The following is a 20,719-nucleotide window of genomic DNA, read 5'->3' as shown; positions in this document are numbered from 1 at the left end:
AAGTGAAATTTCGGCGGTCGATCGTCCGTTCACTGGCCTACGCTGGTAGCTATCGGTCAGCTACACCTTCGCCACGGGATGGTACGTTATGATGGCTATTCGTACGAGTCGTCACCGTCGCTGGTGGTGCTCACTCCCACGGGTAGTCGCCCGCGCGATCGGGCCACAACGGGTACCAGTAACTCTCGTCGGATTCGATTCCGAGCTCACCGTCGAGTACCGATTGAAGTTTGAATTCGGTCTTCGTGTCGCGCGTGCTGGAGCCGGTCGGCACGAATGGGTAGTACGCTCCCCGGCGGAACGAGTAGATCCAGTAAGCGTGACGATCTCCCTTGTCGAACGCAAAGACCGCAGCCAGCAACCGCGAGCCGTACCCTTGTTCGATGAATGTGTCCGCAGCAAAGTGAATGCTCGTCAGCAGGTCCTCGGGGTCGGAATCCTCGAGGATCACCCAGTTGTAGCCGTGGTGATCGAGGTGTTTTCGAAACGTCGTTCCGGTCTCTGCTTCCCCGGCCTCGAGGATCGCTTCGACTTCTTCGACCATCTCACCGAAGTCGGTGCTATCGACCGCAGAGAAACACAGTGCCGCCGATCCGGCGTTTTCATAGCCGAGCTCGGCTTCCATCGTCATATACGCCGTCGACATTCCGAACAGATCCTCGGGGTCTGCCTCGCGAGTCGCATCAGCCTCCGCACGGACACCGAGTACCGATCGGATCGTATCAAACACGCCCATGCAGTTGCCTACGGGGGCGACAAAGAAAGGCGCGACGGACTGTTTCGGTTGCTGCAGCGTGTGTGATGGGCGCTTCAGTGTCCAGCCACTCACTGCTCGTGTGCTCGTTCGGTCTGTCGACGACTCCGTGTCTGCAGTCGATCGGTTCCCTGTCTCCGGTCGGTCCGCTCATCTGCATCCAAAAGCACCGATAGTCGGTGTTCGAACTCTGCTTCGGTGATCTCGCCCCGTATGTACTGCCGTTCGAGTTCGTCGATCGGGGTCTCTTCGATCTCGGAATGAGTCTCTTCTGTGGAGGATCCGGTAACCCGCCCCACGAGCCATGTCAAGAACGCGAACGTCGCCAACACGGCGACAATCCCGGGCTCGATCGCAACGATCGGGATCAACAACGCGAGGCTAATGACGATTGTTGCCCCTGTGATTACGGGATTTCCTTTGATTAGCTCTTTCCAGTAGCCCATAGCTGGGAGATTTTCGGCAACGAATAAAAATATCTGGGTGCCGTTTCAGGCCGTCGCCAGTTCGCGTTCCATCTCGCGGAGTCGCTCGATGCGTTTTTCCATCGGCGGGTGCGTGCTCGCGATCCGGCCGATGAAGCCCGATCGGATCGGGAAAATGAAGAACGCGTTCATTTCCGCCTGTTCGCGGAGGTCTTCTTTGGGGACGCGGTCCATCCGCCCGTTGATCGCCATGAGCGCAGAGGCGAGCGCGGCGGGATTGCCGGTGATGGCGGCCGCGCCGCGATCGGCGACGTATTCGCGGTAGCGGCTGAGGAGCCGAATGAGCAGGAACGAGACGACCCACACGAGTAACGAGACGGCGATCGCCACCCATATCGGTGGGGCGTTGCGGTCGTTGCCCGCAAAGAGCCATCCCCACCGGACGATGATGAACGCGATCGACGAGAGGAACGACGCGATCGTCATCACCATCACGTCGCGGTTTTTGATGTGTGCGAGCTCGTGCGCGAGGACGCCTTCGAGTTCTTCCTGATTGAGTGTCCGGAGCAGTCCGCTCGTGACGGCGACGGTCGCGTTCTTTTGATTCCGCCCGGTTGCGAAGGCGTTCGGCACCTGCGTATCTGCGATCGCGACCGCCGGCTTCGGCAGGTCCGCCTGCTGGGAGAGCCGATCGACCATCCGGTGGAGCTCCGGCTGTTCTTCTGGCGAGACTTCCTTTGCCCCCATGCTGTAGAGGGCGATGCGATCGCTGTAGTAGTACTGAACGAACGAGAACAGCCCCATGATCACAATCACACCGATTATCCCGATATCCGTGGAAACCACGAGGAATCCGAGGAAGACGATGTACAGCCCGAAGAGCAGGAACATCGTGATCGCCATTCGACCCCGAAGCCCCCAGTCTGTACTCCATTTCATACCCGAAAGTAGCCGTTCGTCGGCATAAAGGCTACCGGGATACGGTCACGTGGTATTTTATAAAACGCTGGATAACCAGGACATATGGACACTGTCATGGTTACTGGCGGGCTGGGGCGATCGGGCCGATGGATCGTCGATCGGCTCGCCAAGGAGCACTTCGTCTGGTGTGTCGATCTCACCCACCCTGGATTCGAGGTCTCGCCGGCCGACAGCATCGATTTTCGGGCGGCAGACCTGACAGACCGTGGTCGTGCCTACGATCTCGTCGGCGAACTCGAACCCGACCACGTGGTCCACTGGGCTGCGCACCCCTCGCCAACGAGACATTCCGGCGGGGAGGTGTACGAGACCAACACGATCGCCGCGTACAACGTGTTGACCGCTGCGGGTCGCGCGGGCGCAAACATTGTCAACGCCTCCAGTGAGAGCGTCTACGGCTACGCGTTCGGTCGCGACGGCGAGCACCCTGATCGCGTGCCGATCGTCGAGTCCGAGCCGAACCGCCCCGAAGATCCCTACGGGACCGGCAAGGTCGTCGCCGAAGAGATCGCCTCAATGGTCGCGCGAAAGCACGGCGTTTCGGCAGTCTCGATCCGTCCGTCGTGGATCCAGTATCCTGGCGAGTACCACTGCCGTGAGCCCGAGCAACTCGCGGACGTCTCCTCTGGAGACGGCAACTTCTGGGCATACATCGACGTTCGTGATGTCGCCGACCTCGTTTCGACCGCCGTCAACAACCCCCTTCCGTCGGGTACTCACGAGGCTGTTCACGCAATGGCCGTAGAGAACTACTTCGATCGTCCGACCGTCGACCTGTTCGAGGCGTGTTTCGGCTCGGTGCCCGAAACGATCGACCTCAATGACGACGAGAGTGCGTTCTCGATGCAGAAAGCTGAGGCGCTGTTCGGCTGGCAGCCGAGTCATAGTTGGCAGACAGCAGCTACCGAACACGTCGACGAACCAGTCCTGTACGAGACTTAACACCAGACATCTGAAATCCAGACCATGGCTTTCGAAACCCGCTACGCAGCCGGCGAACGGCTCGCAGCATTGCTCGATGAGAAAGACATCCGCCCCGATCGCGTCTTCGGCATTCCCCGAGGTGGACTCCCCGTCGCTCGGCCAGTCGCCGACCACTTCGAGGCCCCGCTCGACGTCGTCATCGCCTCGAAACTCGGCGCACCGAACAATCCTGAGCTGGCACTTGGTGCGGTCGCCGCCGACGGCAGCCTCTGGCTCAACGACGAGCTCGTTTCGCGGCTGTCGGTCTCCGAGGAGTACATCGATCGCACTCGCGCAGAAGAAGCCGAGGCCGCTCAACAAAAAGCCGAGCAGTATCCGACCGAGGCCGTCGGTGACCTCTCGGGGTTGACTGTCGTGTTGGTCGACGACGGGGTTGCAACAGGGGCGACTGCTCGCGCGTGTCTTCGACAGCTGCAGGCGGCCGGCGCCGATCGGGTCGTGTTAGCAGTCCCCGTTGCACCCGCCGAGGTCGTTGCAGAGCTGCAGTCGTCGGCCGATGAGGTCGTCGTTATCGAGACACCCCAGCCGTTCGTCGCGGTCGGGCACCACTTCCGTGATTTCACGCAGGTGACAGACGAGGAGGCGATCGACTACCTCGAGGGATGACGACGCCGCTGTTGTGGGCGGCTTTCGCGTCGCTTATCCGGATCGCCCGGCTACAACTGGTATGAGCGACGCACGCGAGTTCTGTCCGCGCTGTGGGGCGTCAATCCCCGATCGCGCGGAACCGCTGCCCGGCGAGCCACGCGGCCGGGAAGCTGCCCTCTGTGATGCGTGTTACTTCGAAGATTTTGCACTGGTTGATGCCCCAGACCGCGTGCAGGTCCACGTCTGTTCGGGCTGTGGGGCGATCGAGCGCGGCAACCGCTGGGTCGACGTTGGCGCGCGCGACTACACGGACGTGGCAATCGAGGAAGTTACCGAGGCGCTGTCGGTTCACGTGAACGCCCGCGACGTCGAGTGGGTCGTCGAGCCCGAACAGGTCGACGAGACCACGATCCGGATGCACTGTGCGTTCAGCGGTGTTGTCCGCGAGACACCAATCGACGCCGAGATCACCGTCCCCGTGAAGCTCTCGTACGGTTCATGTGACCGCTGCGGACGGATCGCCGGCGGCTACTACGCCAGCGAAATCCAGCTCCGCGCGGACGGGCGCACGCCCACCGAGGCTGAAGTCGACAAGGCGATCGCCCTCGCGGAGTCGTATGTGGCAGATCGCGAGGCGACGGGTGACAGAAACGCGTTTATTTCCACCGTCGATCGGACTGACGACGGCGCGGACATCCAGCTGTCGACGAACCAACTCGGCCAGGGTGCGGCCTCACGCATCCGTGATGTCCTCGGCGGAACAATCAACAACCACCCGACACTCGTGACCGAAGACGGCGATGGTAACGAGGTGTATCGGGTTACATTCGTTGTGCGGCTTCCGCGCTACACTGCCGGGGACGTGATCGATCCAAAAGACGGAGACGGACCTGTTCTCGTTACGAGCGCGCGTGGGACGCTGAAAGGCACGCGTCTCGCTGGCGGCGATCGGTATGACGCGCCGCGCGAAGACGGGACTGCTCCCGACGCGCGGAAGATTGGTGTGGTCTCTGAAGCTGTCGAAACGACTGTTGTCGCGATCGAAGACGATCACGCAGTGCAGATTCTCGACCCAGAGACCTACGAGTCGATCACTGTTTCTCGCCCATCCTTCGTGACTGCGGAGACGACCACCGTTTCCGTCTTGAAGGATCGATCGGGCGTGTACATTGTCCCTACTGACGGCGACGAGTTGTAGGCACCGCTCGACAATCGGTCGCTTCTGGAAAAATGAGTCGGCTGTTCAGTCTGCCTTGAGCGATTGCTCGGTTGCGCCAGCGGGATCGCGACGATCGGCCTCTGTATGGTCGATGCCGTACTGCTTGAGTACACGGCGGAACGCGGCTTCCGATCGACCGGCCTTGGCGGCTGCCTGCTCGAGTGAGTACGTTCCGCTGCGGTACAGCGTCAGTGCGGTTTGGAGACCGTGTGTCGCCATACACTTACTGTGTATGGGACGTATGTAAAACTATCGTGAGACACAGTAGCAAGACGATCATAAAATACAGGAAGCGGTTTACAAACCGGTTAGAAAAAGAAATATAACTGGCCAAATAAATACTACATTAACAAACATTATGAATTATTCCCCACGGTCCCCGATCGGCGTAGACGTTCGTCGATATTCGCTCCATCTCTCAGCGTTGATAGGCGCTCCGGAGGTTCTAAGCGTATCCGCAAAGTTAGGTAAAATATGGATCGATCCCAGCTCTTCGCGATATTTTTCGCGTTCCTGATGGTGAGCTCGATGGTCGCGTGGGGCGTGACGTTACTCTAGCCGTCGCCCCACACGTCAGATAGCGGGTGGCGCTTGCGGCGGCCAGTCGGTTCTCCGTCCTGATTGCTGTCACTCGTCTGTCGATCTGTCGAGCCGCTGGTTCGGCGCTCCGTGTCTTTCGTGGTCGACCCACCAGCCGGCCCCCCGTTGGTTCGATTCGGATTCGATCGCCCCGCGGCCCTGGGTTCGGTGTCGTACGCAGCCAGCGCGTCCGCAGGGTTGAATTCGGGAAGCGACGGCGCGTCGAGCCGATCGACCGCGGCAGCGAACCACGGCGGCATGTCCGAGCGGGCGCGATCGAACAGGTCCAATAGGCTCGAATCTGCCAGATAGGTCGCGCCGTAGTCGTCCGGGGCGCGAACGACTCGACCACAGCCCTGTATGACGGTTCGCAGCGCCGCGCGGTGGTACCACGCCCACTGGCCGTCTTCAAGCCGTCTGGCGACCCGAGAGTCGTTCGTGTTGAGATACGGCGCTTTGCACACCACCTGCCACCGCGCGAGCTCGTCTCGCAGGTCCAGCGCCTCCTCCATCTTCACCGAGACGAACACGTCCGGTGCGGTCGTCGCCTTCCACGCTTCGAGTGCGGCGTCGCGCTCGGCCGCCTCATGGCTTCGAACCCGTGCGCCGACCCCGAACTGTTCGAGATTGGAAACGAGGTCGGCTGCAATCCCGTACGAGTGCGCGTGGACGATTCCCTTCTCATCTGGGTGGGTGGCCATGAGCTGGACGATCGTCCGCGCGATCTTCGGGATCGTCTCCTCGCGGTGTTCGTACGTCATCTTCCCCTGTGTCACGTCGTACAGCGGACGATTCTCCAGCGGAAACGTGTGTTCGACATCGACGAGCGCTACCCGCGAGGGATCGAGTCCGACCCCACGACAAAACGCCGCCTTGTTGAGAATCGTTGCTGACAACAGCGCGAACTTGTTCCCCCGGTCCCACACCGTGTGGTGGAGGTACCGGGCCGGATCCAGCGGCTTGATCGACAGCGGCGACCCCGCCCCGCCGGCCTGATCGACGACCCACGTCGTCGGGCTGTCGATATCGCGATAGTCCTCGACAAACCATTTCAGTTCCGAAATGAGTTCGTTCAGCCGATCGCGCCGGGCAACCTCCTGGGCGGAGAGCTCTGGGCGACCGGTCAGCGCGTCTTTCGCCCGCGAGCAGACACCAACGAGCGACTCAGCGAACCGCACCGTTCGATCGAGCGGATCGTCCGCCTCGTGGACGTCCGGTACGTTGAGTCCGTCCCACACGGGAACGCGATCAGGTGAGAGCTCGATTGTCGCGTACATTTCGGCCCACTCGGCCAGCCCGTGGGCCTCGTCGATCACGACTACGTCGCGTTTGCGAAACAGCTCTGAGCCCGCCGTTTGCATGAAATACGCGAGCGTCATCGCGGCAATTTCGCGCCCAGAGGCGATCGCGCGATCGGAGTAGTATGGACAGCGGTGCTTCACCGTGCAGTCGAACCCTTGCTGGCGGGCACAGGGTGCCTGGTTGACCGGCGTGTCGTGTTCATCCGGGAGAATGCACGTGTAGTTGCTTTTCCCCCGGATCACGTTGAAATCAGCTAAGAGGTCGTCTTCGGCCACGTCGTCGAGTTGAGACACCTGTGGGGTGGTGTAGTATGCGCCGGTCGCTTGGGCGGGCTTGGCTTCTTGGAGCGATCGCGCACAGCCCATGATCGCCCGCGCGAGGAGCGACTTGCCGCTGCCAGTTGGCGCGCGGACCAACACCACGTCGTTGCCGGCCTCGAAGGCGGCTTTGATGTCCGCGAGCGCCTCCTTTTGTGCGCCGCGGTAGCTCGGGGCCGGAAACGCCTCGTAGATCCGCGACGGTTGCACGAGCGACAGTGGCGCGTCCGCGGGCAAAAGCCTGCGGGTGCGAGGCTCGACACCCGCACCTAGACGCCTCGTTCACTCCTCGTCAGGTACCCGCAGCGCGTCCACATCTGCGGCTGTCGGCTCGCGATCGTCCGGCAGCCGATCGACACAGTCCAGACAGAGGAAGTGATCGCTCCCGTCTGCAAGCTCTAACAACATCCCGCCGGTCGGTCCCCAGCTGCGGCTCCACAGATCGCCGATCCCGCCGGCGATCTTCACCTTCGTGTCACACCCGTCACAGCGCCGACTCGTCATAGTCTCTGTAGGGTTTGAAGCGGTATGAATCCATCCGATCGCTCGGGAGACACCGAGCGATTTGCCGGCGCAAAACACGCTCGAGGGGATCGAACGAACCGGATCAAGCGTTATGCGATTGCTTGACCCGGATCAAGCGTTATGCGATCGGCGATCGTAGCGCGGGTATGGACGTCAACTGCGAGGGCTGTGCTGGCTGTTGCATCGACTGGCGTCCGATCGCGGACGTCCCGCCGTCTGCGGAACACGGCAGTGATCGCCCGCCGATCGACGACACGTACAACCTCGCTCCGCTTCGCAGCGGTGAAGCACGATCGCTCGTTGACGCCGGCTACGGCGACGCGATGACCCCTCGACTGTTCGAAGCCGGGCCCGACGACGACAGCGTTCGCGTCGATGGGGTTGCGCTCGCGGCGATCGGCAATCGTCCCGTGTTCTACCTTGGCCTTCGCAAACCCACGAAGGCCGTTGCCCCGTTCGATGGCGAGCGGCGGTGGCTCCCCGCCTGTTGTTTTCTCGATCCCGAGACGCTGCAGTGTCGAATCCACGACTCGGAGCTGTATCCAAATACGTGTCGCGTCTACCCCGGCTACAACCTCCAACTGGAGCGCGAAACAGAGTGCGAGCGCGTCGAAACGTCGATCGGCGGGCCAAAACGTCTCCTCGATTCGACGCCGCCTGCGGACGCAGACCCGACATTCTCGGCTGCGATCGGAACGACTGTGTTCGCCTATCCCGATCCCGACGAGCTTTCGGGGATCGTTTCTCGGCTTGCTGCAGCCGAACTGACCGACGACGATCGTACCCGCTTCGTCGGTGTCGCCTGTGGATCGAGCCCCGGAACGATCGAGATCAACGAGGCGGCGGCCGATCGCTACCGCGAACTCGCCGCCGCCGCAGACTCGTGGGTCGGTCGATCAATCCAGACGTGGGATGATCGCGCGGACACGTCTGGATCAGCCGCCACGATCGAAGAACCAGGTGCGATCGAAACCGCCGACGGTGCCCCGGAGACGCCTGGATGGGATGCGGTCCGCGCACCGGATGATGGCTCGGGCTCGCCGTGACAACAATGACCTGTCACTATCGCAGTCCCGTTTCGACCTCTTATTTCGATCGCGAAACCGACTTCTCTCAATAGTGTGCAGTAGAAACACCGCGAGTACAATTGCCGCCGTTCACTTGCCCTGAAGCTGTTTGAACTGGTCCAATAGTGCCTCTGCGGACTCGCCAGTGTCGTAAGACACTGTCCCCTCGTACTCTGACCGACCACTCTCGAAATCTGCGTCGATCGTACTCGTCTTCTGTTCGCGCCGCTCGTGTTCGTCTTCGTCGTAGGCACCCATTGACATGGTATACCTTGACTTGGAAACTGTCCGGTATATATCTAACGGTTATGAAAGTTCATTATATATACACACACTGCGACCCAAACACGTTTTTGCTCTTGACGTCTGAGCCTATCTGTGGCAAAGCCGCTTCGCTTCCGATACGCTCGTGGGTCGTGGACCCCCGATCGGGTCAATCGCGACCTCTTCGAGCCGCTGGATCGAAATCTCGGTGCGACACAGCGATCGCCGCACTTCTCGGCACCGTCTGGCTACGAGGCACGACGGTTCGAGATGGACAACGGCGACATGGCGCTGTTTTGCTGGAGTGCTGGAGATATTGGCCCCAATGGCCTCAACGCTGCCCCTGCAGGCTACTGGCTGGGGAATACCGAAACGCCCGAAACACTGTGGCGGACCAACAAGTACGGCTTCGAGGAGGTGCCGTATCCGATCGCCCGGTGGGCCCAACGCGAACTGCTCAAACAACTCCACGACGAGTCGCCGTGGCTCGAATCGTATCCGCACATCTCGTGGTTCTTTCTGCCAGTGTTCCTCTCGAAGGACGGCCGTGAGACGACACGGCAGTTCTTTTCGGAGCACCACGCTGGCTTTCCCGACACAACCCGAGACGCTGCCCTCGGATTCTTCGAGACATTCCTGAAAACGGGTGCGCTCGATCCTTCCCGCGATGTGATGGCCGGCAAGCTCGGCACCTCGCAGTATCTCGATCGAACCCGAATGGCCGCGGCAATGGGTGAATTCGTCGTCGGCCGACTGCTTGTCGACGCGGGCTATGCGATCACGCCTGAAATCGAGGTGACGACCGGCCACTCGATCGACTATCGTGCAGATCCGATCAACTCCGACGGCAGCGACGGCGTCCTCGTCGAAGTTACCCGACCACTGCCGCCAAACCGCCGATCGGCCAACTCGCCGGTGACGGCGGTTCGAGATACTGCGGAGTCGAAAACGAGCGGCCAGCTCACCCATCACGCCGGCGGCGTCGTTCTGTGTGTTGATTGCTCGTCGTTTCCGGACGACGACTGGGCTGCCGTGCTCGCCGAACAGCCCGCGGTCCGACACAAGCCGGCGATCGTCTTCCGCGCCCGTCCGGACGGCTCCTACGAGGGGTACACGATCGGACGGCTGCCGCTGAACATCGCTTCCGTCTTTTCGAACCGCAGCCGGTAGCAGCGTCGGCGACTCGCGCTCACCACGTCTCCCGAAGCACAGCTTCACTCGCTTCGATCGTCGGATCCAACCCTGACGGTGCACGATCGAGAACCGGATCGTCGAGCACGAACTGCGCAAGTTCTGGAATATCTTCTCGCGTTGTCCCGGAGAGTTCGCCAAACCGCCTCGGGAGTCCGAGTGCGTCTCGGATCTCGGTTACACGCTCAACGATCGCTTCGGCGATTGCGTCCTCGGACAGATCCGCGGTGTCGATTCGTAGTCCGTCGGCCATGTCGTATCGCCCTCCTTCGACCGTGTCGAAGACGTATCGGAGCACGGCTGGAACCGCCACTGCGTGTGCAACGCCCTGTTGAACGGGGTATCGCCGCGCGAACGCATGGCCGAACGCGTGGACGATCGACGGCCGGTTCTCGAACTGCGAGAGGATCGTTCCGACGACGGCGCGGTCGATCGCGCTCGCTTCTGTGTCCGTTCGCAGCGTTTTCAGTGCCGGTCCGAGGTATCGAAGCGCCCGCACGGCAAGTGCATCCGTGATCGGGGTCTGATCTCGTGCGTAGAGGGTTTCGATCGCCTTGTCGAAGCCGTTCATCGCTGATCCTGCCAGCGCACCCATCGGTGTTGTCTCGAACGCGGCGGGGTCCTCGACCACGAGCAGGGGTGTGAGCGATCCGCTCGCAACGACCGGCTGGCCGGTCGGTGATTCCTCGGCACGCAAAACTGCGAGGCTTCCGCCGGGAGACATATCTGCCCCGGCGAACGTCGTCGGCACGACTGCAACCGGCGTGGGCTCGGTCGCTGCGGAGAGTTCCACAGTCTCACCCGATCGCGCTGCCTCGCGTATCTCGTCGATTGGTCGGCCGTCCGCGGCCAACACACTCAATTGTCTGGCCACATTGAGGCTGCTTCCCCCGCCGACGCCGACAATCACATCCGCCTCGGCTGCGGAGACCGCCTCGATCCCGTCGAAGGCGGTTTCGATCCGCTTTGCGGCCGTTGTCTCGTCGAACACGTCAACGAGCATCGAACCGAGCCCGTCCCGAAGCGGCTCCATGAGTTCGTCGTTCCCGCCCACGTTCGACCCACAGACGACGATGGCGCGGGTACAGCCGTGTGTTTCGAGCCTCGATCCGAGTCTGGTGAGCTCCCCCCGTCCGAAGACCACGTCCATCCCGCGGTATTCAACCGAGAACGGCTGTGGTGAATCGTTTACTTGTTTACTCACTTTCATTTTCATGGTGCGCTTGTCTATTTTCTGTGTACATTCGTGTTTTTCTCTGCAATCACAATTAATATATATTATACTCTTTGTTTGTATAAATAGATCCATTATGGACCGTGATACTCAATTGGGTTCTACGAAACAGAACAGGCGTCGATTCCTCAAAGCCGCAGGTTCGATTGGTGTCGTTGGCGTCGCTGGCTGTACCGGCGGCGGTAATGGCAACGGCGGTAACGGAAACGGTGACGACGGAAACGGTGACGACGGAAACGGTGATGACGGAAACGGTGATGACGGAAACGGTGGCAACGGAAACGGTGGCAACGGTAACGGCGACGACACTGTTGAGTGGACGATCGGAACCTCTGGATCCGACTCGGCAACCCACGCGTCCGGAGTCGCGATGTCACAGGTTATCTCCGAAGAGTCTGATCGGATCGACATGAGTGCCCAGACGACGGGCGGCACAGCAGCAAACCCGACGCTCGTCGATCAAGGCGAGATCGATATCGCTCAGAGTACATCCTGGAGTGTGTTCAAAGCCAATCGTGCGGAAGAGCCCTACAACGACGGCTTGAGCGAGACGATGACGCAGGTTCTCCCGTTCATGTCGCTCGAGTATTATCTCGTCAAACGCGATGTCGACGAGTTGGCCGACATCGAAACCGTTTCTGACATTCCACAGGACGGCTCGATCAACATGGCGTTCGGCCAGCAGGGCGGAACGAACTTCTTTGCGGGACTCGACGGATTCCGAATGTCTGGTATTGAAGATCCGCAGGAAAAATACAACATCCGATCGCTTGACTGGGGCGACCAGGGTTCGTCGATGAGTGATGGCCGACTCGACATCTGTATCGTCTACAGTGTCAGTCTGGTAACGCTCGCCGGCTGGGAGCAAGAGATGGACGCAACGACAGACGTCTCGGTCGTCGAGTGGGAGTTCTCCGAAGAGGATGTTATCGACTCGGGACTCCCATACGAATACATCGAGGCACCGACTGACGTCTGGGAACAGGATATGGAAATGGATGCAACGCCGTCTGTCGGTGTCGGCTACGAGACGATCTTCCCCGAATCCATCGACGAGGACCTCGGCTACGAGTTCGTCAGCACTGTGATGGAAAATATCGACGCAGTCCGCGACGCAAGCGCCGTGCTCCAAGGTGCCGGTCCAGACCTCGTCGGGGATCTGTTGCTCGCCTCACCTGACGCGCCGGTCCACCCGGGTGCTGAGCGCTACTACCGTGAAGAGGATCTCTGGAGCGACGACTTCACGTCTCTCGAAGACTACGAAGGGTAACACCCTCGTTCACGTCCCCGCTCAGTTTGGTGCGTACACGCCTCATCGATACAATGTCACTATTTCAGTCCACAGACACCGACAGAACGGACACGCTACGAACAGCCAAGTACGGCTTTTTGATCTTCCTCGGCGTCGTTGCTGCCGTCTACCACCTCTGGTACGTCCGGAGCTTCTTCGTCGAACAGAACCAACACCGCGTCATCCACATCGGATTGATGGCGATCGGTGCGGCTGTGTTGGCGTACGACCCAGGACCGGAGACGCTCCGAGAGCGCCTCGGCAATGCGATCGCGCTTGTTGAGGCTGGACTCGTCGCTGCCGCGACGTACTACCTCTTTACGAACTACGACCGGATGGTGTATGAAACGATCGGGATCTACACCGACCTGGATATGTTCGTCGGTGCGCTGTTGATCGTGCTCGTGTTAGACATCACGAGACGGGTCTATGGGCCAATCCTCTCGATTGTCGGTCTCGGTGGAATCGTCTACGCCCTCTATGGGCCGTACTTTCCGGGGATTTTGAATCACAACGGTGTCTCATTGAATCGTGTTATCCAAGCGCTCAGCATCGAATACAGTGAGGGGCTCTTTGGTGTGATCACCGGCGTATCGGCGACGTATATCGTTATTTTCCTCATCCTTGCTGGTATGCTCGAAGCATACGGTGCGCTCGATTACTTTATTCAGATTGGGACGCTTGTGGGTCGTCGGATCAAATCTGGGCTCGCGCAAATGACGACGATTACGAGCCTCGGGATGGGATCGGTAAACGGCAGCGCCGCGGCGAACGCAGCGACGACTGGGGCGTTCACAATCCCGCTTTTGAAGCGCCACGGAATGGATAAAGAGACTGCCGCCTCCTTCGAGGCAGTTGCTTCCAGTGGGGGACAGATTATGCCGCCAATCATGGGGGCGGCGGCATTTGTCATGGCGCAGATCACCGGCACGCGATATCTTACCATTATTGCCGTCGGATTGCTCCCCGCGCTGCTTTTTTACCTCTCCGTCGCGATCGGCGTCCACCTCACGACGCTGAAGGTGGGTCTCTCGGAGTCTGAAATCGACATCGATGAGATCGAGGCTGAGGACACCACACAAGAGCGAACTGACGCGCTCGAACGCCTGTTCGGTCGGTCACCATCGACGGTTTCATTTGGCGCAATCACTGCGCGAAACCTCCTCGTTGAAGGTCTTGCTCTTTGGGTCCCCGTCGGCGTACTGATTTACACGCTCGTCATCCTGTTGTTCGATCCACTGTACGCTGGCTTCTGGTCGATCGCTTCCGTCTTCCCGGCTGCGTTCGTTCAAAACGTCGTTCTTGGCGATGACTACGACCTCAGAGATTTCGGTGTCGACACGCTTGACGGACTGGGCAGAGGGCTTGAAAACGCCGCCCCGATCGGTGTCGCGATCGGTGTGATGAACGTCTTTGTTGGCGTGTTGAGCCTCACCGGCTTCACGCAGGTGTTCGCCAACAGCCTGATCGGCCTCTCCGGTGGCGTCGCGTGGCTGCTATTGTTCTTTGCGATGATCGCCGCGTTGCTGTTCGGGCTTGGTATGCCGACTGTCGCCGCGTACATCACTGCGGTGTTGCTCATCGCTCCCGCGCTGGTCGAACTAGGGATTCCGATTTTGAGTGCGCACTTTTTCGTGTTCTACTTCGCGATTCTCTCGGCGCTGACGCCGCCGGTTGCCATCGCCTGTCTCGTTGCCTCGAACGTCAGCGGCGGAAACTTCTGGGTAACCTCCTGGAAGTCGATCATCCTCGCCGCACCGCTGTTTATTCTTCCGTACGTCTTTGTCGTCAACGACAGCCTCCTGTACTGGGAGTTGCCTGCGACGATCATCGCGTTCGTCTCGGTCGCGATCGCGTTTGCGGGGGTCGCCGCGGCGCTCATCAACTACCTCGACGGACCAATCGCCCTGCCGGTTCGGATCCTCCTTCTTGTAGGGTCGGTCCTCATTATGTTCGCACCGCTTGCGCCACAGTCTCTTGTCGTCCGCTCAGTCGCCGTTGCGGTGGTCCTCGCCACACTCGCGTGGCAGTCGAACGCGATTTCGATCGGCGAACAGGGCCTGTTTAGCCGCGACGCACGGTAGCTGGCAGCTCGAAAACGCCAACGCTGCCTACCGTGGCTGTTGACAGATGCCACTACCACACGCAAGCGACCGGAGAAGTTGGTTTGCGCTTGACTCTCGCCGTTGCGTTCAGAACGACACTGGATCGGGACCGTCCTCACCAAGAGCGTACTGGTCACGATCGCTGTAGAAGCGTCGGCCGATCGCCTTGTGGCTCAGCGCCGACATGACCGCTGCCCGCGCATCCGCTGAGTCGTGGTAGGTCTCTTCACTGAGGCGTGAGAGTACATCTCCGAGCGTCTCGGTTCCGTTCTGGAGTTCGATTCGGCTGTCACCGTAGGCGGTGATCAACTCGGTGGTTGTCGCGGGATACTCGTGGGCTGTCAGCAGGTCGTCAGTGCTGTGCAATCGCATCAACAGTTGGTCTCTGGGGAAGATCCTTAATGATTTTCTATGTATGTATATGAGTTCATAGATATTCCTTAATGATAGTTAAGGAACTACCCGTCGTTCCGGCTGTCGGAAGCTCGGGACGACCAGAAGATCGGACGGTCGGACAATCGGCCGATAGCGGTTTTGCGGTGGCCGCGTTGGTACTTGTATGGACGCTGGCCCTTCGCGTGCGGATCTGCATGTCCACACGACTGCCTCCGACGGGACGTTGACAATCGATCGGCTTCCTGCAGCTGCCGCTGCTGGCGGTGTCGATCTCGTTGCGGTGACAGACCACGACGTGATTCACCCGGAACTGCCCGCACCGGTGGTTTCGATTGATGGGATTGTCGTCGTCAGGAGCATCGAACTCCGGGTGCAGACGCCAGTTCAACAGCTCGATCTGCTCGGATATGCGGTTCGCCCCACTGATGACCTCGTTGCCGAACTCGATCGAATCCAGCGCGATCGGATCGATCGGGGCACGCGCATCATCAACGCCGTCGAAAATCGCCTTGACATCGAACTCGGCATTGAGCCACGTGCAGGGATCGGCCGACCCCACATCGCGCGGGCGATCGCCGACAGCGACGCACCCTACGATTTCGACGGCGCGTTCGACGAGCTGATCGGAAACGACGGACCGTGTTACGTCGCCCGAGACGTAACGCCGTTCGACCGAGGTGTCAAGCTGCTTGCGAACGCCTGCGCGTTCGTCTCGCTCGCCCACCCGTTTCGATATCCGGACCCGGCTGCCGCGCTCTCGCGGCTTGACTCACTCGACGCTGTCGAGCGGTACTATCCCTACGGGTTCGACGTCGACACCGATCGTCTTGAGGCGGCGATCGATCGCGACGAACTTCTCGTAACTGGAGGGAGTGACGCCCACAGCGACCAGCTGGGTCTCGTCTCGATTGACGGTGACACAGTGACCGAAGTCCGCGAGTTGCTCCCGCGAGCGCAACCTTATAGCTCGTCGGGGTCATAGCTCCGATATGCGCTGTCATTACTGCGACCGCGAGGCTGCCTACGCCGCGAAGAGCGACGGCATCTCCGTCGGTCTCTGTTCGGAGCACTTCCGCGAGCGCCTCACGGAGCTGTCTGACTCTGAGGAACTCGCAGCCCTTCGCGAACAGCTAGACGTCACCCGAACCGACTAGGCCCGCCGTTTCGAACGGCCGTCGCCGAACGATACGGTTTTTTTGGTCGATCGCCGACGCTACGTTATGGAGTTCGAGCCCGAGGCACGCCCGCGGCGGCTCCGGACCGACGGGGTGCGCCCGCTCGTCCGTGAGACGACGGTGACGCCCAACGACCTGATCGCCCCGGTGTTTGTCGACGCGACGACCGACGAGCGGATCCCGATCGAGTCGATGCCCGGCCACGAGCGAGTCCCCGTTGAGGAGGCGGTCGATCGCGTTGAAGAGATCGCTGACACCGGCGTCTCGGCGGTCATGGTGTTCGGCATCCCCAAATCGAAAGACGCCGTCGGCAGCCGAGCATACGCCGAAGACGGCGTCGTTCAGCGGGCAATGGGAGCGATCAGCGCCGAAACGGATGTCTACCTCATCGGCGACGTCTGTCTCTGTGAGTACACAGACCACGGCCACTGCGGCATCGTCGAATCCAGCGCCGCTACAGATCCAACGCTGACGGTAAAAAACGACGAGACGCTGGAACTGCTCGCCAAAACAGCAGTCTCACAGGCTGACGCCGGCGCAGACATGGTCGCACCCTCGTCGATGACAGACGGGATGGTCGGCGCGATTCGGGCGGCATTAGACGACGAGGGATACGCGAACGTGCCGATTATGAGCTACGCGGCGAAATACGAATCCTCGTTTTACGGGCCGTTCCGAGACGCCGCCGATGGCGCGCCCGCGTTCGGCGATCGGCGTCACTACCAGATGGATCCCGCCAACGCCCGCGAGGCGATCCGCGAGGTCGAACTTGACGTCGAACAGGGCGCGGACGTGCTCATGGTCAAACCCGCGCTGCCGTATCTCGATATCGTCTCCGCGGTTCGGCGATCGTTCGACCAGCCGGTGGCCGCCTACAACGTCTCTGGCGAGTACGCAATGATACACGCCGCAAGCGAGAAGGGCTGGCTCGATCTCGAGGAGACGGCCTACGAGTCGCTGTTGTCGATCAAGCGCGCTGGCGCGGACTTGATTTTGACCTACTTTGCGGAGGATCTTGCCGATCGGCTCTGAGCACTTGTATCGACCAAAACAATCGCTCGCTCAGTTTTCGTCTGCTTCGAGGTTGGTGAGTTCGAGATCGTCGATATCGTCGTTATGTAGCTTCGCACCGTCCTGGGCGACCTGTCGGGCCAACACGGCACACTTCACGCGCATCGGCGAGATCGTCACGCCGAGCATCTCGGTGATGTCGTCGGTGTCGAGTTCGTGGAGTTCGGTGAGTGTCATCCCCTGTAACCGCTCAGATAGCATGCTGGCGGAGGCCTGTGAGATCGCACAGCCGTCGCCGGTAAAGCTCACGTACTCGATCGTCTCTTCGTCGTCTTCGAGCCGCACGTCGACCTGGATTGTGTCCCCACAGGACGGATTCTCGCCGACGTGAGAGAACGTTGGCTCCTCCATCTCCCCGTAGTTGCGAGGGCTTTTGTAGTGATCCAGAATCTGCTGGCGGTACATGTCCGATCCGAGTCCCATCGTTGGAAATTGCTACGGTAGGTGTCTCTAAAAGGGTTCCGGGGCACACTAACATCCTCCATAGCAGGCCGTGTTAGCGGCGACGTACGCCTTTTCATCTATCGGTGCCATTGATCATCTCTTTGTGCTGACAATATAATGATTTTTATTTATAGATTCCATACGGATCTCAATGTCAGGTGCTGACAAAAACCGGTGGCTCATTGCACTTTCAGCGGTGTTGATTCACACGTCGATCGGATCGATCTACGCATACAGTGTGTATCAGAATCCGCTGCAAGAACTGCACGGTTGGTCGAACTCTCAGGTGACTCTCGCGTTCAGCCTCGGATTGTTCTTCCTCGGAGTCACTGCAGCCAGCATGGGTTGGTTTGTCGAACGACATGGCCCTCGCCGCGCGGGATTGGTCTCAGCCATAATTTTTGGGGCTGGAATCTTGGGTGCCGGCTTGAGTGTCCAACTTGGGATCTTACCGATGTTCCTCGCGACGTTCGGGGTTCTCGGTGGTATCGGACTCGGGATCGGGTACATCGCGCCGGTCTCAACGCTGGTTGCATGGTTTCCCGATAAGCGTGGTCTTGCGACCGGGTTAGCAGTCATGGGCTTCGGTGGCGGCGCACTCGTTACCGCTCCTACTGCCCAGACTCTCATGAACGTCACGACGGTCTCACGCACCTTCTACGCCCTCGGGATTGGGTATTTTTGTATGATCGTCCTCGGATCGCTCTACCTCGAAAAGCCGCCCCACGGCTGGGCCCCAGGCGATTTAACCGAGTCGGGTGCTGCCGAGGGGCCAGTCGGATCAACTGCGGCTGATCTTGAGCAGCTGACGGGCCGAGAAGCGCTCCGGACACCACGGTTTTATTTACTGTGGATCGTGCTCTTTTTCAGCATCTCCGCCGGGCTGATGGTGTTGTCACAGGCGGCGAACATGACCCAGGCAATCACCGGTGCCTCTGCAGCGCTCGCTGCGACCATCGTCGGCGCGATCGGGATTTTCAACGCCGGCGGACGAATCGGCTGGGCGGCGCTTTCTGATTACACCGGACGAACGAACATGTTCACGTTCTTTCTCGCAATCCAGTGTGCGGTGTTCCTCGCGATGCCGAATGTGACCAACGTCTGGATATTTGCAGCGATGCTCTTTCTTGTTGTCAGCTGTATGGGTGGCTCATTTGCGTGTCTTCCCGCGTATATTGGTGACCTCTTTGGGACGAAGGCCGTCGCAGTCATCCACGGATACACGCTTACTGCGTGGTCAATTGCGGGGCTCGCCTCCCCGCAGATGATCGCGTACTTCAGAGACACGACCGGCAGCTTTGAGGGTGCGATGTACGTCATTGCCGCTGCAATGGTCATCGGGCTGATCGCCGCCACAATTCTCCGTGTCAGAATCAGCCAAGTTCGTGCGTCGATGTCCCCAACTGCTGCTCCCTCGGACTGAGGGCCGACACAAACACTACGCAGTCCATCAGTAGGTCACCGACACGCATCGAACGACACGCTCACACCAAGATGACGGCAGAGGCGTTCACGCAAACAGCTGTCTGGCCGCGTCGACCGCTTCGACGAGCCGATCGATCTCCTCGGTCGTGTTGTAAATGTAAAACGAGGCGCGGGCCGAGGCGGCGACGCCGAGTTTGTCGTGCAGTGGCTGCGTACAGTGATCGCCTGCTCGGATCGCCACCGCGTAGTCGTTGAGGATGCTCGACAGATCGTGGGCGTGGACGCCTTCGAGGTTGAACGCCACGAGGCCGCCGCGATCGTCGCCAGGCGGGCCGTAGATCTCGACGTCGCCGTGTGCGGTCAGCTCCTCGTAGGCGTACTCGGCCAGCAGCTCTTCGTGTCTCTGGACGTTCTCCATCCCGATGTCCTCAAGATAGTCGATCGCCGCGTGGAGTGCGATCCCCTGCTCGATGACAGGCGTGCCGGCCTCGAACTTCCACGGGAGGTCCTCCCAGGTGGACTCTTCGTAGGTGACCGTTCGGATCATTTCGCCACCGTAGAGGTACGGGCTCATCGATTCGAGGATCGACTCTTTGCCGTACAGGACGCCGATTCCCGTCGGACCGAGCATTTTGTGTCCCGAGAAGGCGTAGAAGTCCGCGTCGATCGCCGCGACGTCGACCGGCCGCGTCGGAACCGCCTGCGCGCCGTCGATGAAGGCGTACGCGTCGTGTTCGTGTGCGAGGTCACAGAGATCACTCACTGGGTTGATTGTTCCCAGCGTGTTCGAGATGTGGACTGCCGAGACCATTTTCGTCGAGTCGTCGATCAACTCGGCGGCGTGGTCCATATCCAACCGCCCCTCGCCGTCGATCCGGATGAACCGAAGCTCCGCGCCGGTCTTTTTGCAGATCTGCTGCCAGGTCACGAGCGCGGCGTGGTGTTCCATCTCCGTCGTGACGACGCTGTCTCCAGGGCTGAGTTCTTCGAGCCCCCACGCGTACGCGACGAGGTTCATCGACTCGGTGGTATTTTTCGTAAAGACAATTTCCTCGCGGCCGGCCGCGTTGATGAACTCGGCGACTCGATCGTGTGCCGCCTCGTACGCCACGGAGGCCTCCTGGCTCAGCTGGTGAATGCCGCGGTGGACGTTCGAGTTGTAGCCGTAGTAGTAGTCCACAATAGCGTCGACCACCTGTCGAGGCGTCTGGCTCGTCGCGCCGTTGTCGAGGTAGACGAGCGGCTCTGTGTCTCCGTCGGATTCGCCGGCAACCGTCACGTCGCCGCCAACATGGCGATCGAGGATCGGGAAATCCTCGCGGATCGACGCCACGTCGATCGGATACGTTCGCTGGGTACTCATTGAACTATGATAGGGATTG

Annotated in this window: 22 protein-coding genes; 11 read left to right on the top strand and 11 right to left on the bottom strand. The window is 60.3% G+C overall.

From position 1 onward, the window contains the following. Nucleotides 1-130: 130 nt before the first annotated feature. The 3 genes from pspAB to htpX form a co-directional block, all read right to left on the bottom strand. The gene (gene pspAB / locus E5K03_RS16820) at nt 131-736 is read right to left on the bottom strand and encodes a PspA-associated protein PspAB (protein ID WP_138007958.1); all 606 of its coding nucleotides are present in this window, start codon (nt 734-736) and stop codon (nt 131-133) included. Between the two features lie 89 nt (nt 737-825). Further along, a complete protein-coding gene (locus E5K03_RS16815) occupies nt 826-1,200 on the bottom strand; it encodes an SHOCT domain-containing protein (protein ID WP_138007956.1) in 375 nt (124 codons plus the stop codon). Between the two features lie 45 nt (nt 1,201-1,245). Continuing rightward, nucleotides 1,246-2,118, bottom strand: coding sequence for a zinc metalloprotease HtpX (gene htpX, locus E5K03_RS16810; protein WP_138007954.1), 873 nt, complete (start codon nt 2,116-2,118; stop codon nt 1,246-1,248). Between the two features lie 84 nt (nt 2,119-2,202). On the opposite strand from htpX, the gene E5K03_RS16805 reads away from it, so the two are divergent. The 3 genes from E5K03_RS16805 to E5K03_RS16795 all read left to right on the top strand — a co-directional run bounded on the left by E5K03_RS16805 (nt 2,203) and on the right by E5K03_RS16795 (nt 4,930). Then, nucleotides 2,203-3,102, top strand: a complete 900-nt coding sequence (locus E5K03_RS16805; RefSeq protein WP_138007952.1) for an NAD-dependent epimerase/dehydratase family protein — start codon at nt 2,203-2,205, stop codon at nt 3,100-3,102. 24 nt (nt 3,103-3,126) lie between these two features. Beyond that, nucleotides 3,127-3,750: a phosphoribosyltransferase gene (locus E5K03_RS16800; protein ID WP_138007950.1), complete on the top strand. Its 624-nt coding sequence runs from the start codon at nt 3,127-3,129 to the stop codon at nt 3,748-3,750. Between the two features lie 61 nt (nt 3,751-3,811). Further along, a complete protein-coding gene (locus E5K03_RS16795; protein ID WP_138007948.1) occupies nt 3,812-4,930 on the top strand; it encodes a 60S ribosomal export protein NMD3 in 1,119 nt (372 codons plus the stop codon). A 45-nt stretch (nt 4,931-4,975) separates the two neighbouring features. Here E5K03_RS16795 and E5K03_RS16790 read toward each other — a convergent pair whose 3' ends face one another. From E5K03_RS16790 to E5K03_RS16780, 3 genes are all read right to left on the bottom strand, one after another. Continuing rightward, nucleotides 4,976-5,170 (bottom strand): DUF7317 family protein, encoded by a 195-nt coding sequence (locus E5K03_RS16790; protein WP_138007946.1) that lies wholly within the window; start codon nt 5,168-5,170, stop codon nt 4,976-4,978. A 335-nt stretch (nt 5,171-5,505) separates the two neighbouring features. Next, nucleotides 5,506-7,359 carry a helicase C-terminal domain-containing protein gene (locus E5K03_RS16785; RefSeq protein ID WP_138007944.1) on the bottom strand — a complete coding sequence of 618 codons (1,854 nt, stop codon included), beginning with the start codon at nt 7,357-7,359 and terminating at the stop codon, nt 5,506-5,508. Nucleotides 7,360-7,431: 72 nt separating this feature from the next. Continuing rightward, nucleotides 7,432-7,653 (bottom strand): DUF7561 family protein, encoded by a 222-nt coding sequence (locus E5K03_RS16780; protein ID WP_138007943.1) that lies wholly within the window; start codon nt 7,651-7,653, stop codon nt 7,432-7,434. Nucleotides 7,654-7,820: 167 nt separating this feature from the next. Between E5K03_RS16780 and E5K03_RS16775 the strand changes: the two genes are divergently transcribed. Beyond that, nucleotides 7,821-8,720 carry a YkgJ family cysteine cluster protein gene (locus E5K03_RS16775; RefSeq protein WP_138007942.1) on the top strand — a complete coding sequence of 300 codons (900 nt, stop codon included), beginning with the start codon at nt 7,821-7,823 and terminating at the stop codon, nt 8,718-8,720. Between the two features lie 111 nt (nt 8,721-8,831). Here E5K03_RS16775 and E5K03_RS17340 read toward each other — a convergent pair whose 3' ends face one another. Next, a complete protein-coding gene (locus E5K03_RS17340) occupies nt 8,832-9,005 on the bottom strand; it encodes a DUF5786 family protein (RefSeq protein WP_394343992.1) in 174 nt (57 codons plus the stop codon). A 114-nt stretch (nt 9,006-9,119) separates the two neighbouring features. Here E5K03_RS17340 and E5K03_RS16770 point away from each other — a divergent pair, with 114 nt between their 5' ends. Then, entirely contained in the window at nt 9,120-10,175 is a 1,056-nt protein-coding gene (locus tag E5K03_RS16770) for a DUF5784 family protein (RefSeq protein ID WP_138007939.1), read from the top strand. A gap of 19 nt (nt 10,176-10,194) precedes the next feature. Here E5K03_RS16770 and E5K03_RS16765 read toward each other — a convergent pair whose 3' ends face one another. Beyond that, the gene (locus E5K03_RS16765; protein WP_240730064.1) at nt 10,195-11,400 is read right to left on the bottom strand and encodes an iron-containing alcohol dehydrogenase family protein; all 1,206 of its coding nucleotides are present in this window, start codon (nt 11,398-11,400) and stop codon (nt 10,195-10,197) included. Nucleotides 11,401-11,506: 106 nt separating this feature from the next. Between E5K03_RS16765 and E5K03_RS16760 the strand changes: the two genes are divergently transcribed. Further along, a complete protein-coding gene (locus E5K03_RS16760) occupies nt 11,507-12,700 on the top strand; it encodes a TAXI family TRAP transporter solute-binding subunit (protein ID WP_138007937.1) in 1,194 nt (397 codons plus the stop codon). A 53-nt stretch (nt 12,701-12,753) separates the two neighbouring features. Next, nucleotides 12,754-14,805, top strand: a complete 2,052-nt coding sequence (locus tag E5K03_RS16755) for a TRAP transporter permease (RefSeq protein ID WP_138007936.1) — start codon at nt 12,754-12,756, stop codon at nt 14,803-14,805. A 108-nt stretch (nt 14,806-14,913) separates the two neighbouring features. On the opposite strand, the gene E5K03_RS16750 is transcribed toward E5K03_RS16755, so the two are convergent. After that, nucleotides 14,914-15,198, bottom strand: a complete 285-nt coding sequence (locus tag E5K03_RS16750; RefSeq protein ID WP_138007934.1) for a DUF5789 family protein — start codon at nt 15,196-15,198, stop codon at nt 14,914-14,916. 187 nt (nt 15,199-15,385) lie between these two features. Here E5K03_RS16750 and E5K03_RS16745 point away from each other — a divergent pair, with 187 nt between their 5' ends. From E5K03_RS16745 to hemB, 3 genes are all read left to right on the top strand, one after another. Then, nucleotides 15,386-16,204, top strand: coding sequence for a PHP domain-containing protein (locus tag E5K03_RS16745; RefSeq protein WP_138007933.1), 819 nt, complete (start codon nt 15,386-15,388; stop codon nt 16,202-16,204). 7 nt (nt 16,205-16,211) lie between these two features. Then, the gene (locus E5K03_RS17335; protein ID WP_171006724.1) at nt 16,212-16,376 is read left to right on the top strand and encodes a DUF6757 family protein; all 165 of its coding nucleotides are present in this window, start codon (nt 16,212-16,214) and stop codon (nt 16,374-16,376) included. A 66-nt stretch (nt 16,377-16,442) separates the two neighbouring features. Next, a complete protein-coding gene (gene hemB, locus E5K03_RS16740) occupies nt 16,443-17,429 on the top strand; it encodes a porphobilinogen synthase (RefSeq protein ID WP_138007932.1) in 987 nt (328 codons plus the stop codon). A gap of 30 nt (nt 17,430-17,459) precedes the next feature. Here the strand turns inward: hemB and E5K03_RS16735 are convergent, their stop codons facing one another. Beyond that, entirely contained in the window at nt 17,460-17,891 is a 432-nt protein-coding gene (locus E5K03_RS16735; protein WP_138007931.1) for an iron-sulfur cluster assembly scaffold protein, read from the bottom strand. 172 nt (nt 17,892-18,063) lie between these two features. Here E5K03_RS16735 and E5K03_RS16730 point away from each other — a divergent pair, with 172 nt between their 5' ends. Further along, nucleotides 18,064-19,335 (top strand): L-lactate MFS transporter, encoded by a 1,272-nt coding sequence (locus tag E5K03_RS16730; protein WP_240730063.1) that lies wholly within the window; start codon nt 18,064-18,066, stop codon nt 19,333-19,335. 87 nt (nt 19,336-19,422) lie between these two features. Here E5K03_RS16730 and E5K03_RS16725 read toward each other — a convergent pair whose 3' ends face one another. Then, nucleotides 19,423-20,700, bottom strand: coding sequence for an aminotransferase class V-fold PLP-dependent enzyme (locus tag E5K03_RS16725; protein ID WP_138007929.1), 1,278 nt, complete (start codon nt 20,698-20,700; stop codon nt 19,423-19,425). Nucleotides 20,701-20,719: the final 19 nt, after the last annotated feature.

The organism is Halalkalirubrum salinum, from assembly GCF_005543295.1.
Taxonomy (GTDB): Archaea; Halobacteriota; Halobacteria; order Halobacteriales; family Haloferacaceae; genus Halalkalirubrum; species Halalkalirubrum salinum.
Note: the sequence above shows the minus strand (reverse complement) of the source record. Positions and strands in the feature narration are given on the sequence as shown.